At 57.6% G+C, this 14,321-nt stretch carries 14 protein-coding genes and 1 other RNA gene; 4 read left to right on the top strand and 11 right to left on the bottom strand.

The window, feature by feature from the left end:
• Positions 1 to 5 precede the first annotated feature (5 nt).
• From mraY to rsmI, 9 genes are all read right to left on the bottom strand, one after another.
• Entirely contained in the window at positions 6 to 1,088 is a 1,083-nt protein-coding gene (mraY, locus tag AC1ME2_RS18165) for a phospho-N-acetylmuramoyl-pentapeptide-transferase (RefSeq protein WP_480435695.1), read from the bottom strand.
• Positions 1,088 to 2,455, bottom strand: coding sequence for a UDP-N-acetylmuramoyl-tripeptide--D-alanyl-D-alanine ligase (locus AC1ME2_RS18160; RefSeq protein WP_480435694.1), 1,368 nt, complete (start codon positions 2,453 to 2,455; stop codon positions 1,088 to 1,090). The genes mraY and AC1ME2_RS18160 overlap by 1 nt, the downstream gene beginning before the upstream one ends.
• Positions 2,448 to 3,911: a UDP-N-acetylmuramoyl-L-alanyl-D-glutamate--2,6-diaminopimelate ligase gene (locus AC1ME2_RS18155; protein WP_480435693.1), complete on the bottom strand. Its 1,464-nt coding sequence runs from the start codon at positions 3,909 to 3,911 to the stop codon at positions 2,448 to 2,450. The genes AC1ME2_RS18160 and AC1ME2_RS18155 overlap by 8 nt, the downstream gene beginning before the upstream one ends.
• The gene (locus AC1ME2_RS18150; RefSeq protein ID WP_480442202.1) at positions 3,911 to 5,647 is read right to left on the bottom strand and encodes a peptidoglycan D,D-transpeptidase FtsI family protein; all 1,737 of its coding nucleotides are present in this window, start codon (positions 5,645 to 5,647) and stop codon (positions 3,911 to 3,913) included. The genes AC1ME2_RS18155 and AC1ME2_RS18150 overlap by 1 nt, the downstream gene beginning before the upstream one ends.
• Positions 5,647 to 5,940: a cell division protein FtsL gene (gene ftsL, locus AC1ME2_RS18145; protein WP_480435692.1), complete on the bottom strand. Its 294-nt coding sequence runs from the start codon at positions 5,938 to 5,940 to the stop codon at positions 5,647 to 5,649. Before ftsL ends, AC1ME2_RS18150 begins: the two co-directional genes overlap by 1 nt.
• Entirely contained in the window at positions 5,937 to 6,878 is a 942-nt protein-coding gene (rsmH, locus tag AC1ME2_RS18140) for a 16S rRNA (cytosine(1402)-N(4))-methyltransferase RsmH (RefSeq protein ID WP_480435691.1), read from the bottom strand. Before rsmH ends, ftsL begins: the two co-directional genes overlap by 4 nt.
• 2 nt (positions 6,879 to 6,880) lie before the next feature.
• A complete protein-coding gene (gene mraZ, locus AC1ME2_RS18135) occupies positions 6,881 to 7,336 on the bottom strand; it encodes a division/cell wall cluster transcriptional repressor MraZ (protein ID WP_480435690.1) in 456 nt (151 codons plus the stop codon).
• A 305-nt stretch (positions 7,337 to 7,641) separates the two neighbouring features.
• An RNA gene (gene rnpB / locus AC1ME2_RS18130) (RNase P RNA component class A) lies at positions 7,642 to 7,999 on the bottom strand.
• A gap of 86 nt (positions 8,000 to 8,085) precedes the next feature.
• Positions 8,086 to 8,958: a 16S rRNA (cytidine(1402)-2'-O)-methyltransferase gene (rsmI, locus tag AC1ME2_RS18125; protein ID WP_480435689.1), complete on the bottom strand. Its 873-nt coding sequence runs from the start codon at positions 8,956 to 8,958 to the stop codon at positions 8,086 to 8,088.
• Between the two features lie 261 nt (positions 8,959 to 9,219).
• Between rsmI and AC1ME2_RS18120 the strand changes: the two genes are divergently transcribed.
• The 4 genes from AC1ME2_RS18120 to AC1ME2_RS18105 all read left to right on the top strand — a co-directional run bounded on the left by AC1ME2_RS18120 (position 9,220) and on the right by AC1ME2_RS18105 (position 12,736).
• Complete coding sequence (locus AC1ME2_RS18120) at positions 9,220 to 11,034, top strand: penicillin-binding protein activator (protein ID WP_480435688.1); 1,815 nt, start codon at positions 9,220 to 9,222, stop codon at positions 11,032 to 11,034.
• Complete coding sequence (locus tag AC1ME2_RS18115; RefSeq protein WP_480435687.1) at positions 11,034 to 11,405, top strand: YraN family protein; 372 nt, start codon at positions 11,034 to 11,036, stop codon at positions 11,403 to 11,405. The genes AC1ME2_RS18120 and AC1ME2_RS18115 overlap by 1 nt, the downstream gene beginning before the upstream one ends.
• Positions 11,406 to 11,567: 162 nt before the next feature.
• A complete protein-coding gene (locus AC1ME2_RS18110; protein WP_480435685.1) occupies positions 11,568 to 12,161 on the top strand; it encodes a phosphoheptose isomerase in 594 nt (197 codons plus the stop codon).
• Positions 12,158 to 12,736: a BON domain-containing protein gene (locus AC1ME2_RS18105; RefSeq protein ID WP_480435683.1), complete on the top strand. Its 579-nt coding sequence runs from the start codon at positions 12,158 to 12,160 to the stop codon at positions 12,734 to 12,736. Before AC1ME2_RS18110 ends, AC1ME2_RS18105 begins: the two co-directional genes overlap by 4 nt.
• 316 nt (positions 12,737 to 13,052) lie before the next feature.
• Here AC1ME2_RS18105 and AC1ME2_RS18100 read toward each other — a convergent pair whose 3' ends face one another.
• The gene (locus AC1ME2_RS18100; RefSeq protein WP_480435682.1) at positions 13,053 to 13,466 is read right to left on the bottom strand and encodes a ClpXP protease specificity-enhancing factor; all 414 of its coding nucleotides are present in this window, start codon (positions 13,464 to 13,466) and stop codon (positions 13,053 to 13,055) included.
• A 17-nt stretch (positions 13,467 to 13,483) separates the two neighbouring features.
• Entirely contained in the window at positions 13,484 to 14,101 is a 618-nt protein-coding gene (locus tag AC1ME2_RS18095; protein ID WP_480435681.1) for a glutathione S-transferase N-terminal domain-containing protein, read from the bottom strand.
• Between the last annotated feature and the right edge of the window lie 220 nt (positions 14,102 to 14,321).

Below are 14,321 nucleotides of genomic sequence, written 5' to 3'. Positions count from 1 at the left end.
TCGTTTTACCTCAGCTTCAGGGTGGCAAGGCCGATCAGCACCAGAATCACGGTGATGATCCAGAAACGGACGATCACACGCGGCTCGGGCCAGCCTTTGAGTTCAAAGTGGTGGTGAATCGGTGCCATGCGGAACACACGGCGACCGGTCAACTTGAAGGACGCGACCTGGATGACGACCGAAAGGGTTTCCATCACAAATACACCGCCCATGATGAACAGGACGATTTCCTGACGAACGATCACCGCGATGGTGCCCAGTGCCGCGCCCAGTGCCAGAGCACCGACGTCGCCCATGAAGACTTGAGCCGGGTAGGTGTTGAACCAGAGAAAGCCCAGGCCCGCACCGATCAACGCGCCGCAGAACACGATCAGTTCACCCGCGCCCGGTACATAAGGGATAAGCAGGTATTCAGCGAATTTTACGTTACCCGACAGGTAGCAAAAGATGCCCAATGCGCCGCCGACCATCACCGTCGGCAGGATCGCCAGGCCGTCGAGGCCGTCGGTCAGGTTGACCGCGTTGCTCGATCCGACGATCACGAAGTAGGTCAAGACCACGAAGCCAATGCCAAGCGGGATACTGGCGTCTTTGAACATTGGCACGATCAAGGTGATTTCAACCAGGCTTGGTGCAGTCGTATAAAGAAAGATCGCCGCGCCGAGGCCGAACACCGACTGCCAGAAGTATTTCCAGCGGCTAGGCAGCCCCTTGGAGTTTTTCTCGATCACTTTGCGGTAATCGTCGACCCAACCAATGCCACCGAACAACAACGTGACGATCAACACGACCCAGACATAACGGTTAGTCAGGTCAGCCCACAGCAGGGTGCTGATGGTAATCGCTGAAAGAATCAGCGCGCCGCCCATGGTCGGTGTACCCGACTTGGACAAGTGAGATTGCGGACCGTCATTACGTACCGACTGACCAATCTGGCGATTCTGCAAGGTGCGAATCATCCATGGGCCCAGGCACAAAGACAGCGACAATGCGGTGAGCACGCCGAGAATCCCGCGCAGGGTCAAGTATTGGAAGACCGCGAAGCCTTTGTAGAACTGTTGTAGATACTCCGCCAGCAACAGCAGCATTAATGTTTCTCCCGGCTAGAACCACACAACGCCGCCACGATGTTTTCCATCGCAGCACTGCGCGAGCCCTTGATCAAAATAGTGGTGTTAGTGTCCTGCTCGGCGCCAAGCGCTGCGATCAGGTCGGTCTGGTTGGCGAAGTGGCGGGCATGCTGACCAAAAGCGCTCACGGCATGAGCCATCAAAGGCCCCACCGCATACAGCGCCGATATTTTGCCTGCAGCGTATGCACCCACTTGGCGGTGACCTTGTTCAGCCCACTCGCCCAATTCGCCAATATCCCCGAGCACCAAGACGGTGCGCCCAGAAAAGCCGACAAGTATATCAACGGCAGCACACATTGAGGTGGGGTTGGCGTTGTATGTGTCATCAATTACGCGGATGCCATTAGTGGCCAATTGCGCGACCGCACGCCCTTTAACCGGCTGCACTGCATCCAACCCGTCGACGATACCTTCCAGCGAAACACCCAGTGCATGCGCCGCCGCCGCTGCCGCCAGGGCATTGGCGACATTGTGTGTGCCCAGCAAATTGAGCTGGACAGACGCAGTGCCAGACGGACCGTGCAACGTGAACCCCTGACACCCGCGAGCATCACGGGTCAGGTCACGCGAGTAGAAATCGGCAGCGTCGTCGCTCAAGGCGAAGCTCACGACCTGACGCCCGTTAGCCCGGGCTTGCCAGATGGCAAAGGCCTTGTCGTCACGATTGAGTACCGCGATGCCTGTGGCGTCGAGGCCTTCAAGAATTTCACCTTTGGCCTGGACGATTTTTTCCAGCCCGCCAAACTCGCCAACGTGGGCAGTCCCGGCATTGGTGATCACCGCAACATGGGGTTTGGTCAGTCTGACGGTGTAGGCAATTTCGCCAACACGAGAAGCGCCCAGCTCGATCACTGCCGCCGCATGTTCAGGTGCCAGTTCGAGCAGGGTCAGCGGAACCCCCAGGTCGTTGTTCAAATTGCCGCGCGTGGCCAATACCGACCCGCGCGTACGCAAAATGCTCGCGAGCATTTCCTTGACGGTGGTCTTGCCGCTGGAGCCCGTGATTGCGGCCAGCGGCTTGTCGAACGCACGGCGATTCAGGGCACCGAGCTGCGCCAACGCATGACGGGTATCAGCGACGACCAGTTGCGGCAGCGTAGCGCCTGCAACCTCTCGCTCGACCAACGCCCCGACTGCGCCTTTGCCAGCGACTTCGTCGAGATAATCGTGGCCGTTGAAATGCGGCCCGGTCAGCGCAATAAACAGTTGGCCCGGAGCAATGGCACGGCTGTCGATGCTGACACCGGTAAAGCTGCAATCGGCGTTGACCAGCCGGCCATTGAGTGGCGCGACCAAGTCACTGAATGTCAGCGGCTTAAGCATGTGCCACCTCCCATGCAGCCAAGGCTTTAGTGGCTTCTTCCAGATCAGAGAAGGCATGACGCTGACCATCGATTTCCTGATAGTCCTCGTGCCCCTTGCCTGCCAGCACGATCACGTCTGCCGCACTGGCACTGCCAATCAGCTGTGCAATGGCCTGCCCGCGACCGGCGACGAAGCTGACTTTGTCGACAGCGACAAACCCATGACGGATGTCCTCAAAAATCTGTGCAGGCACCTCGGACCGTGGATTGTCATCGGTGACCAGCACCGTATCCGCCAGCCGCTCAACCACTTCAGCCATCAAAGGACGCTTGCCGCGATCACGATCACCGCCGCAACCGAACAGGCACATCAACCGGCCCTTGGCGTGCGGGCGCAATGCTTCGAGGACTTTTTCCAGGGCGTCAGGCGTGTGTGCGTAATCGACCACGACCAACGGCTGCGTGCCACCGCCCAGACGCTGCATGCGACCGACCGGACCTTCCAGCTTCGGCAGCACGTTCAAAATTTCATCCAGCGGATAATCCAGCCCCAGCAAAGCCCCGACCGCTGCCAGAACGTTACTCAAGTTGAAACGGCCCAACAGGCTGCTGCGCAGATTGTGCTCACCTTGTGCGGTGACCAGCGTGGCACGCACCCCATCGTCATCGAAGTGCGCATCGCGGCAGTACAGGTAGGCGCTGGAATCGATCAGGCTGTAGCTGATCAGGCGCGACTCGTGTTTTTCTTTGGCCAGTCGCCGACCGAAGTCGTCATCCAGATTGATCACCCGGCAACGCAGATCGGGCCAGGCAAACAATTTTGCCTTGGCGGCGGCGTAGGCTTCCATCGTGCCGTGGTAGTCCAGATGATCACGGGACAAGTTGGTCAGCACTGCGACGTCGAACGCCAGAGCGGTCGCACGACCTTGATCCAGACCATGGGACGACACTTCCATCGCCACCGCACGAGCGCCAGCTTTCTTCAGGTCGGCCAGCGTCGCCTGCACAGCGATCGGATCGGGCGTGGTGTGGCGACCACTTTGCAGCGCACCGTAGAATCCGGTGCCCAAGGTGCCAACAATCCCGCAATGCTGCCCAAGCTGATCCAGCGCTTGCGCGACCAACTGGGTGACACTGGTTTTGCCATTGGTGCCGGTGACGCCTACCAGGTTCAAACTGCGGCTCGGGTCGCCATAAAAGCGCCCGGCGATGTCCGATAGCTGTGCGGCCAGGCCCTTGACCGGAATCAACGGCGCGTCGGTAATAGGTAATACGGTTGCGCCTTCAACTTCATAGGCAACCGCGGCTGCGCCCCGCTTGAGTGCATCGGCGATATGCGCGCGACCGTCGAGCTTGCCGCCTGGCACGGCCAGAAACAGATCCCCTGCCCGAACATTACGGCTGTCGAGGGTCAACTCGCGGATCAACAGATCGCGGTCGGCATGGGCAAAAATCTTGTTCAGGCTAAAAGGCATTAACCACGCCCTCCTTTAACAACAGGCGCAGCATTGACTTGTTCCTGTGTTGGCGTTGGCGCCAGGTTATCCGGGGTAATGTTCATCAGCCGCAGCGTGCCGGACATCACCTTGCTAAATACCGGCGCCGACACCAGACCACCGAAATAGCCGGCTTTGCCGGGCTCGTCGATGACCACGACAATCGCGTAGCGCGGATTGCTCATTGGACCAAAGCCAGCGAACAGAGAGCGATAGGCGTTTTCGGCGTACCCCTTGGTGCCCACCGCTGTTTTACGTGCTGTACCACTCTTGCCGGCCACATGGTAAGACGGCACCCGGGCGCGGAATACGCCACGCGGGTCCTCGATCACTTGTTGCAACATGCCCTGTACCGTTTTTGCAGTCGCTTCGGGAATCGCCTGTGTAGCCTCTGGAGGCGTATCGGTTTTCAGGATGGTCAGCGGCACGATACGGCCGTTGTTGGCCAGTGCGGAATAAGCATGCACCAGTTGCAACGCGGTAACCGACAGACCGTAGCCATAGGACAAGGTCGCGGTTTCGGCTTTGCGCCACTCACGGTAATTAGGCAGATTGCCGACGCGCTCGCCCGGGAAACCCAGACCGGTGTATTGACCCAGCCCGACTCGCTGCATCGCATGGAAAATCGCTTCGCCGCCGACGTCGAAAGCCACCTTGCTCATACCGACGTTACTGGAGTTGATCAGGATCCCGGTCAAATCGAGGATCGGACCCTCGGTCTTGGTAACGTCACGGATGGTGTATTTACCAATCTGCAGCGTGCCCGGATACACCTCTACTTTGTCGGTAGGCTTCCAGCGGCCGCTGTCCAGAGCAGCGGTCATGGAAATCGGCTTCATGGTCGAGCCTGGTTCGAATACGTCGATGATGGCGCGGTTACGCATCGCGGCTGGCACCATGGTGCGACGGTTGTTTGGGTTGTAGGTCGGTGAGTTGACCATGGCCAATACTTCGCCAGTCTTCACGTCCATGATCACCAGGCTACCGGCCTTGGCATCGTTTTCCTGAATGGCGTTGCGCAACTCACGGGTGGCCAGGTATTGCAGGCGCAGATCAATAGACAAAGCCAAGGTCTTCCCGGCCTTGGCGTTTTTTGTGACCTGGACGTCCTTGATCAGTCGTCCGCGGCGGTCCTTGATGACCTGTCGCTTACCCGGTACGCCAGCCAGCCAGTCGTCATAGGCCAGCTCGACCCCTTCGCGACCATGGTCGTCCAGGTCAGTGAAGCCCACCATGTGTGCGGTGACATCGCCCGCAGGGTAGAAGCGCCGGAACTCTTCGATGCCGTAGACACCAGGGACTTTCAGGTCGAGCACGACTTGACCTTGTTCCGGCGTCAGGCCGCGAACCAGGTAGATGAATTCTTTACCGGCCTGCGCATCCAGGCGGTCGCTGAGCAGTTTTGGGTCTTGGCCCAGAGCGGCGGCAAGCGCAGGCCATTTCTCTTTGGCCAGTTGCATCTCTTTAGGGTTGGCCCACAGCGTCGTCACGGGCGTACTGACAGCCAATGGCTCGCCGTTGCGGTCGGTAATCAAGCCACGGTGAGCCGGGATCGGGATGTGCCGAACACTGCGGGCATCGCCCTGACCTTTCAAGAAGTCATGGTCGACCACCTGCAGGTCGACGATGCGCCAGCAGATTGCACCCACCATGATCGCAAGCAGCCCCACCACCACGCGAAAACGCCAGGGATAGAGGGCGCCTTCGAGCTTCATCATGGCGCCACCATCCGTACTTCAGCGGCACTGGGGATACGCATTTTCAGTTGTTCGGTGGCCAGCGTTTCAATGCGACTGTGCGCGGTCCAGGTGCTTTGCTCAAGAATCAGGCGGCCCCATTCTGCCTGCGCCTTGTCGCGTACGCTTAGCTCGGAATACAAGGAGTTGAGCAACTGCCGGTTCCAGTGTGCGCTGTAAGACACTCCAATTGCCGAAACCAGGACCGCGATGAACAGCAACAGCATGATGAAGCTGCCGCTGGGCAGAGGCTTGAGGAAAAGCCGGCTCACCGGAGCTTCTCCGCCACACGCATGACGGCGCTGCGCGAGCGCGGGTTGGCTTTGGTTTCAGTGTCGGAGGCGAACTGCGCCTTGCCATGAATTTTGATTTTTGGATCAAATGCCTGAAAACGGATCGGCAGGTCGCGAGGCATTTTGTCGGCTTCGCCTTTGGCGAGCTTGCGCATGAACAGCTTGACGATGCGATCTTCCAGCGAGTGGAAGCTGATCACAACCAACCGGCCACCGACTTCAAGCACCTCAAGTGCCGCCTCAAGCCCAGCTTCGAGATCGCCCAGCTCGTTGTTGACATGAATACGCAGCCCCTGGAACGCACGGGTCGCTGGATTCTTGCCTTTTTCCCATGCCGGATTGGCAACCTTGAGTACTTCCGCAAGGTCACCTGTGCGCTCGAAACGCTGAGTCTCGCGGCGCTGAACCACGGCATTCGCCATACGCTTGGCAAAACGCTCCTCGCCATACTCCTTGAATACGCGGGCAATTTCTTCTGCCGATGCGGTGGCGATGAAGTCGGCAGCACTGATGCCACGGCTCGGGTCCATGCGCATGTCCAGCGGACCGTCATTCATGAAACTGAAACCGCGCTCAGGGTCGTCCAATTGTGGCGAAGAGACGCCAAGGTCGAGCAAAACGCCGTTGACCTTGCCGGCCAGACCACGACTTTCGACTTCGGAACCCAGCTCGGCAAAGCTGCGCTGCACAATAGAAAAGCGGCCGTCTTCGGCCGCCAGCGCTTGCCCGGTGGCAATGGCTAGAGGATCTTTATCGAACCCCAGCAAGCGGCCGCCCGGACCAAGGTGCTGCAATATCAAACGGCTGTGTCCACCACGCCCGAACGTGCCATCCAGATAGCAGCCATCGGTACGCACCGCGAGAGCCTCTACAGCTTCATCAAGCAGTACGGTGATGTGTTTAAAGCCACTAGTCATAGTCACAGGATCAAATCACGCAGTTCATCAGGCATAGCGCCAGGTTGTTGAATGGCCGCCAGATCCGCTTCAGCAAGAGCGTTCCAGGCGTCCTCGTCCCACAGTTGAAACTTATTAAGCTGGCCAACTAACATCACGCGTTTATCCAACTTGGCATAATCGCGAAGGCGCGGCGGGACCAGAAAACGGCCGCTACCATCAAGCTCTAAATCAACCGCATTACCGATCAATAACCGTTGTAAGCGACGGTTCTCTTCACGAAATGTGGGTAGGTCACGCAATTTGGCTTCAATCAACTCCCACTCGGACAGTGGGTACAAACATAAGCAGGGGCTAACGGCATCAATTGTCACGATCAACTGCCCGGCGCTACGCGAATCCAGCTCGTCGCGGTACCGGCTCGGCATCGCGAGACGACCTTTTGCGTCGAGATTGATTGCATTAGCACCACGAAACACAGGCGCGACCTCCAGATATTAACTTTTTACGCCGAAAAAACCCACTTCACGCCACTTTCCGCCACTTGTGCACACTATAAGAATGCGCCCACCACACCGTCAAGGCGCGGTCCTAAGGAAAGCCCTTACAGATCGAAGATTTAGGAGGGGAAAAACAGGAGAAGGAACAATTTATCAGTTATTTTGACGAACAAAATCGAACCAACTCAGAATGCTAAGGTTCGAAGTTAAAGTGATTTATCAAGAGTAAGACTTTTTTGATATTACAAATTGCTTCTGCTACGAAAAAGCAGGGAGGGGAAAAGGTGGAGAGTCGATCTGTAAGCCGGGTTCTGTCGTGGACAGTCATTCCTCTACGACGGCCATCACTGGACGTCTTTAGCAACCTACCCGGTTCCAGCGCGGGCCACGCCTTGGAACCCTATTTGGTCTTGCTCCGAGTGGGGTTTACCTAGCCACGAACTGTTGCCAGACGTGCGGTGCGCTCTTACCGCACCTTTTCACCCTTACCGGCACCGAAGTGCTTAGGCGGTTATTTTCTGTGGCACTTTCCGTAGGCTCGCGCCTCCCAGGCGTTACCTGGCACTCTGCCCTATGGAGCCCGGACTTTCCTCCCCCCCCTATTGCGGAACAATAGGAGGCAGCGACTGTCCAATCGACTCTCCGCCGCCAAGATTAGCGGCACGGACGCTCAAGAACAAGCTTTAATAAGTCCGGCGCACTTTGACTGTCAGGTCGAGGAAGATCCTTTATGCATTTTTTTGTTTCTCCAGCGCTACCTGATAAAGCAAATTCTTGCGCACTCCGGTGATTTCCGCCGCCAATGCCGCAGCGCGCTTGAGCGGCATTTCCTCCAGCAGCAAATCCAGAATGCGCCGAGCTTCGGTACCGATGACATCCTCGTCTTCGGGCAACGTCCAGCCTGCTACCAGCACCACGCACTCACCGCGCTGCTGATTACTGTCAGCTTCGACAAAAGCGCGAAGCTCAGCCAAAGGCAGTCCTTTGAGAGTTTCGAAGGTTTTGGTCAGTTCGCGCGCCAACAACGCCGGACGCTCAGGACCGAACACCAGCTCCAGGTCCTGCAGGCATTCCAGGATCCGGTGCGGCGCCTCATAAAAAATAAGGGTGCGCGGCTCTTCTTTTAGCAGCTCGAGTCGTGCTCGCCGCCCTACCGCCTTGGCGGGCAAGAAGCCTTCGAAGATAAAGCGGTCCGAGGGCAGACCCGCCGCTGACAACGCAGCAATCAACGCACAGGCGCCCGGCACCGGCACCACCGCAATGCCAGCAGCTCGCGCCTGACGCACCAGGTGATAACCTGGATCAGAGATAAGCGGCGTCCCTGCATCGGAGATAAGGGCGATGTCATCGCCAGCCAGCAGCCGCGTGATAAATCGACTCCCCTCCTCGCGCTCATTGTGCTCGTGACAGGCAGCCAACGGCGTGGCAATACCAAAATGCTGCATCAACCGTAACGAGTGACGAGTATCTTCAGCGGCAATCAGCGCCACATCGCGCAACACTTTCAGCGCACGCACGCTCATGTCATCCAGGTTACCGATAGGCGTGGCAACAACATAAAGCGAGCCAGCAGCGGAATTCAAAGCACCTGGAGCAGTCAAAGCGCACACCTCTTGTGTTAGCGAAAAATCCGCATTGTACAGATTACGGCCTGAACCGACGGGTAGCCGACGAAGGTCAGCACTGAAAAAAGCATTTGTTTCCGTTGTCGCGAGGGGTGAACCGCACGAAAAAAGGCTGGATTCACCCGGATTTGCCTGCCCAGCAACCAATATGATCGCTTTAACGCCACGAACGTCGCGCCCCGGCCAGTGCTTGGGTACAATTCCCCGCTAATTTGCTCGAGTATCAGGAACACTTACATGATCGCTTGCCTGCGGCTGTTCTCTGCCCTCTGCCTTGCTGCCCTATTAGCAGCTTGTGCCAGCTCGCCTTCGTCAAGTCTTGGCGAACTTCCACGCACGCCTGACGCCAGCATCGAGCAATTGCTCGAACAAGCCGCTGCCGCCAAGTCGCCCGATAAAGCGGCACTGCTGAGACTCAGTGCAGCCGACAAGGCCTATCAGCAACACGACGCAGGTCGCGCCGGGCGCATTCTCGAGCAAGTACCTCTTGATCAGCTCAAACCCGCGCAACAAGTGTATGCCAGCACGCTGTCCGCCGAACTGGCTTTGGGCCGCAACCAGCCCAAGGCAGCATTGGCAGCACTGAGCCATCCAAGCTTGCAACGCTTGGGTGAGTTACCGGTCGAGCAGCAGACACGCACAGGACTGGTCCAGGCGCGCGCACTGGAAGCTGACGGTCAAATAATGCCTGCCGCCAGTGAGCGGGTATTTATTGCACCTTTGCTCAAGGGCACTGAAGCCAGCGCTAACCACGAAGCGATCTGGGCACTGGTTGCCGCCTTGCCTCCTGAACAGTTACAAAGCACAAGCAATAATGACCTTGGTGGCTGGCTGAGTTTGGCCCGCGCCGTGAAAGGCGGAGGCACCCTGGAGCAACAACAGGCCGCCATCGACACCTGGAAAGCGCAAAACCCACAACACCCAGCCGCCCTGCAACTGCCCGCCCCATTGGCACAACTGAGGGCACTGACCAGCGAACCATTGACCAAAATCGCCCTTCTGCTACCGCAAGATGGTCCACTGGCTTCCGTTGCCCACGCCCTGCGCGAAGGCTTCATGGCTGCGCACTATCAGGCGCAGCAGGCGGGTCAAAAACCACCAACCATCCAAGTGTTCGACAGCTCGCACCTGACCTCACTCGATGATTTCTACCGCCAGGCCAAAGCATCCGGCGTGCAACTGGTGATCGGCCCGCTGGAAAAGCCGCTTGTCAAACAACTGAGCAGCCGCCCACAACTGCCTATCACCACGCTGGCGCTGAATTACAGCGACGCGGGGCGAGATGGACCGCCACAGCTGTTCCAATTCGGCCTTGCTGCTGAAGACGAAGCCCGTGAAGTTGCTCGTCGTGCCTGGGCCGATGGCAAGCGCAGTGCCGCAGCCATGGTGCCTAAAGGCGAATGGGGCGACCGCGTTCTGGATGCTTTCCGCCAAAGCTGGCAAGCAGCCGGCGGTACGTTTATCGGTGCTGAGCATGTTGACCAGCCAGTCGCCCTGGCCCAGCAAATTGCTGATTTGTTCCAACTGCGAAACAGTGAAGGCCGCGCCAAAAGCGTGCAAAACACCGTCGGCACAAAAATAGCCGCACAACCGACGCGTCGTCAGGACATCGACTTCATCTTCCTCGCAGCAACACCTCAGCAAGCGCAGCAGATCAAGCCAACCCTGGTATTCCAATACGCAGGCGATGTTCCGGTGTACGCCACGTCGCACTTGTTCACCAACAGCGGCGATCAAGCACAGTATCTGGACCTCGAAGGCATTCGCTTCTGTGAAACGCCGTGGTTGCTCAGCACCAGCGACCCACTGCGCCAGCAAGTCACCGCGCAGTGGCCACAAGCAGCGGGCAGTCTTGGTCGGCTGTACGCCATGGGGATCGACGCTTATCGTCTGGCACCGCGCCTGGCACAGCTTAAAACCCTGCCTGACAGCCGCATCGACGGCTTGACCGGCAGCCTGAGCATGGGTTCAGGCCAACGTATCGAGCGGCAATTGCCATGGGCCGAGTTCACCGGCGGCAAGATTCAGCGCCTGCCGGATACCCCGCGTTAATGTCGAGCAACCCTCGACAACAAGCAGGGCGTGAGGCCGAAGCCTACGCCCTGAGGCATCTGCAACAACAGGGCCTGTGTCTGATCACGCAAAACTGGTTATGCAAACGAGGCGAGCTTGATCTGGTCATGCTCGACGGCGATACAGTAGTATTCGTCGAAGTTCGCTATCGACGCCACGCAGGCTGGGGTGGAGCGCTGGAAAGCGTGGATTTTCGCAAGCGCGAAAAACTCATTCTCGCCGCGCAGTTTTTTCTGCAAAAAGAGTCGCACTGGGCGGATTCTCCATGCCGTTTCGATGTGGTCGCCATCAATGGCGATCCCGGCACTGCGCCTTCGTTGAACTGGCTCAAGAACGCATTTGATAGTTGATTCCGAGGGCCGGACTTGTCGCCCTTTGAACGCTCTGTTTTAAAGGGATCACCCCACACCGATTTTGCCCTTTGCTTTGCGGGCTGCACATTTTTTGTGCCGGGAAGCCTCTGAGACTACTCAGACCGCGCCCGACCAGCCGCCCTACTTAAGGTCACACTGATGGACATGCAATCCCGAATTCGCCAGCTTTTCCAAGCCAGCATCGATACCAAGCAGCAGGCGATGGAAGTTCTTGCACCCTATATCGAGCAAGCCAGCCAGGTCATGGTCAACGCCCTGCTCAACGAGGGCAAAATGCTTTCCTGTGGCAACGGCGGCTCGGCAGGTGACGCACAGCATTTCTCCTCGGAGCTGCTCAATCGCTTCGAGCGTGAACGCCCAAGCCTGCCGGCGATTGCGCTGACCACCGACAGCTCGACCATTACGTCCATCGCCAACGACTACAGTTACAACGAGATCTTCTCCAAACAGATCCGCGCACTGGGTCAACCGGGCGATGTCCTGCTGGCGATTTCCACCAGCGGCAACTCGGCAAACATTATTCAGGCCATCCAGGCCGCACATGATCGTGAAATGATTGTCATAGCCTTGACCGGCCGCGACGGTGGTGGCATGGCCTCGTTGCTGCTGCCCGAGGACGTGGAGATCCGCGTTCCGGCCAAAGTCACCGCACGCATTCAAGAAGTCCACCTACTGACGATCCATTGCCTTTGTGACTTGATCGACAGCCAACTGTTCGGGAGTGAAGAATGACCCCTAATCGCCTCAGCCTACTGACTCTGACACTATGCCTGAGCATCAGCGGATGCAGCTCGTTCCTGACTGCAACCCGCGACACCCCGATCCAGGATGATCGTGGTACTCGGACTTTCGGCAGCAAGATTGATGATTCCCTGATCGAAACCAAGGTCGCGGTCAACGTTGCCAAGGCCAACCCCGATCTCGATGAAGGCTCACACATCATCGTGACCAGCTTTAACGGCATTGTATTGCTCGCTGGCCAGACACCACGCGCAGAGCTGAAAAGCCTTGCCGAACAAGCCGCGGGCTCTGTGCAGCGCGTCAAGAAGGTCAACAATGAACTTCAAGTCATGCCGCCCTCCTCGATCCTGGCTCGTAACAACGACGCCTGGCTGACCACCAAGATCAAGACGCAAATGCTGACTGACAACACCATCCCAGGCTCGCGCATCAAAGTCGTGACTGAAAATGGCATCGTCTACCTGCTGGGCCTGGTGACTCAACAGGAAGCCACCCGCGCAACCAACCTGGTACAGGGCGTGTCGGGCGTGCAGAAGATCGTCAAGCTGTTTGAGTACATCGATTAATCAAAAAGCTTCGCAGGCAAGCCTGCCACATGATCGAAAATTACTGTGGGAGCAGGCTTCACTGCTTACCTTTCGATACATAAACCTCGAAACTAGGGGGCCCCCCCCGGAAGAGAAGTAGTTGAGATCGACAGGAGTTGAAGGGGTTTTCCGAGATAACAGTGGGAATTAACTGACAGAAGATGACTTTATCAATCTAAAAAAAAAACGCCGACATCGCTGTCGGCGTTTTTGTTTGCGCTGTATCAGATACACCGCGCCAAGCTATTCGCAGGCAAGCCAGCTCCCACGGATCATGGGCGCAGACTGCTCCAGATTACTTGACCACTTTCAGGCTGGGCCTGCCGGTAGGTCGCGGTGGCTCGCTACCCGGTGGTGGACCGTCGTCATCCGGCTCGGTGACTTCTTCGCCCTCCAGGGAAGGCTCCAGATCGAAAACCATGCCTTGACCATTCTCCCGAGCGTAAACACCCAGGATCGCAGCTATAGGCACGTACAGCGTATGCGGCACGCCACCGAAGCGGCCTTCGAAACTGACAGCGTCGTTATCCATGTGCAGATGACGCACTGCACTGGGCGACACGTTCAACACAATCTGACCATCATTGGCGAAGCCCTGAGGGACCTGCACAGACGGGTATTCCGCATTGACCAGCATATGCGGGGTGCAATCGTTATCCACGATCCACTCATACAAAGCGCGAACCAGATAGGGGCGACTGGAGTTCATCAACGGCTCCTTAAGCCTTAGCGCATATCACGTTCAGTACCAGACAGACTTGTCTGGAAAGCCTCACGTGCAAATTGGCGCTCCATGTAATCAAGCAGCGGCTTGGCTTGCCGCGGCAATTCTATACCCAAGACTGGAAGACGCCAGAGTATGGGTAATAGACAGCAATCGACCAGACTTTGATCTTCGCTGAGGAAAAAAGGTTTGTCGGCGAACAGTGGAGAGACGCCCGTAAGGCTTTCTCGCAGCTCTTTACGCGCCTGAACACGAGCGGGTTCTTTGCTGCGCGAATCCAGAATCAAATCCACCAGACCACACCAATCACGCTGAATGCGATGAATCAGCAGACGGCTATTGGCACGGGCCACCGGATAGACCGGCAACAAAGGTGGGTGGGGATAACGCTCATCCAGATATTCCATCACCACCGTCGACTCGTACAACGCCAGGTCACGATCGACCAGGGTTGGCACGCTGCCATACGGATTCACCTCGATCAGTCTTGGCGGGTGACGACCCGCTACGACATCAATGATCTCAGCGCTGACGCCTTTCTCGGCGAGCACAATGCGCACCCGGTGAGAATAGTGGTCGGCGGGGTCGGAGTAACAGGCCAACCGGTTGGTCACGCCCATGGCGGTCCTCCTCGCTTGTTAAAGTTTTCAGAAGCAGAAAAACGAGCGCGCCCAAAGGGCACCTCCGATATCGACTACGCAGGGACAGGTGGCCGTTGAAGGCGGCCCGGCGACTCATCCATTGAACATGAATGACCCAACCTGACCGCCCTCGCCCTACCTGCCCCCTCGCTCGTTATCTTTAAGAGGCGCCCTAGGGCGCGCATCGTCAACAGCAGGG

This window comes from Pseudomonas sp. ASL9 (assembly GCF_056680335.1).
Note: the sequence above shows the minus strand (reverse complement) of the source record. Positions and strands in the feature narration are given on the sequence as shown.

What these genes read in the sequence shown, in the direction of transcription:
- mraY (WP_480435695.1), bottom strand. Translation starts at nt 1,088, where the DNA reads ATGCTGCTGTTGCTGGCGGAGTATCTACAACAGTTCTACAAAGGCTTC.
- AC1ME2_RS18160 (WP_480435694.1), bottom strand. Translation starts at nt 2,455, where the DNA reads ATGCTTAAGCCGCTGACATTCAGTGACTTGGTCGCGCCACTCAATGGC.
- AC1ME2_RS18155 (WP_480435693.1), bottom strand. Translation starts at nt 3,911, where the DNA reads ATGCCTTTTAGCCTGAACAAGATTTTTGCCCATGCCGACCGCGATCTG.
- AC1ME2_RS18150 (WP_480442202.1), bottom strand. Translation starts at nt 5,647, where the DNA reads ATGAAGCTCGAAGGCGCCCTCTATCCCTGGCGTTTTCGCGTGGTGGTG.
- rsmH (WP_480435691.1), bottom strand. Translation starts at nt 6,878, where the DNA reads ATGACTAGTGGCTTTAAACACATCACCGTACTGCTTGATGAAGCTGTA.
- AC1ME2_RS18120 (WP_480435688.1), top strand. Translation starts at nt 9,220, where the DNA reads ATGATCGCTTGCCTGCGGCTGTTCTCTGCCCTCTGCCTTGCTGCCCTA.
- AC1ME2_RS18115 (WP_480435687.1), top strand. Translation starts at nt 11,034, where the DNA reads ATGTCGAGCAACCCTCGACAACAAGCAGGGCGTGAGGCCGAAGCCTAC.
- AC1ME2_RS18110 (WP_480435685.1), top strand. Translation starts at nt 11,568, where the DNA reads ATGGACATGCAATCCCGAATTCGCCAGCTTTTCCAAGCCAGCATCGAT.
- AC1ME2_RS18105 (WP_480435683.1), top strand. Translation starts at nt 12,158, where the DNA reads ATGACCCCTAATCGCCTCAGCCTACTGACTCTGACACTATGCCTGAGC.
- AC1ME2_RS18100 (WP_480435682.1), bottom strand. Translation starts at nt 13,466, where the DNA reads ATGAACTCCAGTCGCCCCTATCTGGTTCGCGCTTTGTATGAGTGGATC.
- AC1ME2_RS18095 (WP_480435681.1), bottom strand. Translation starts at nt 14,101, where the DNA reads ATGGGCGTGACCAACCGGTTGGCCTGTTACTCCGACCCCGCCGACCAC.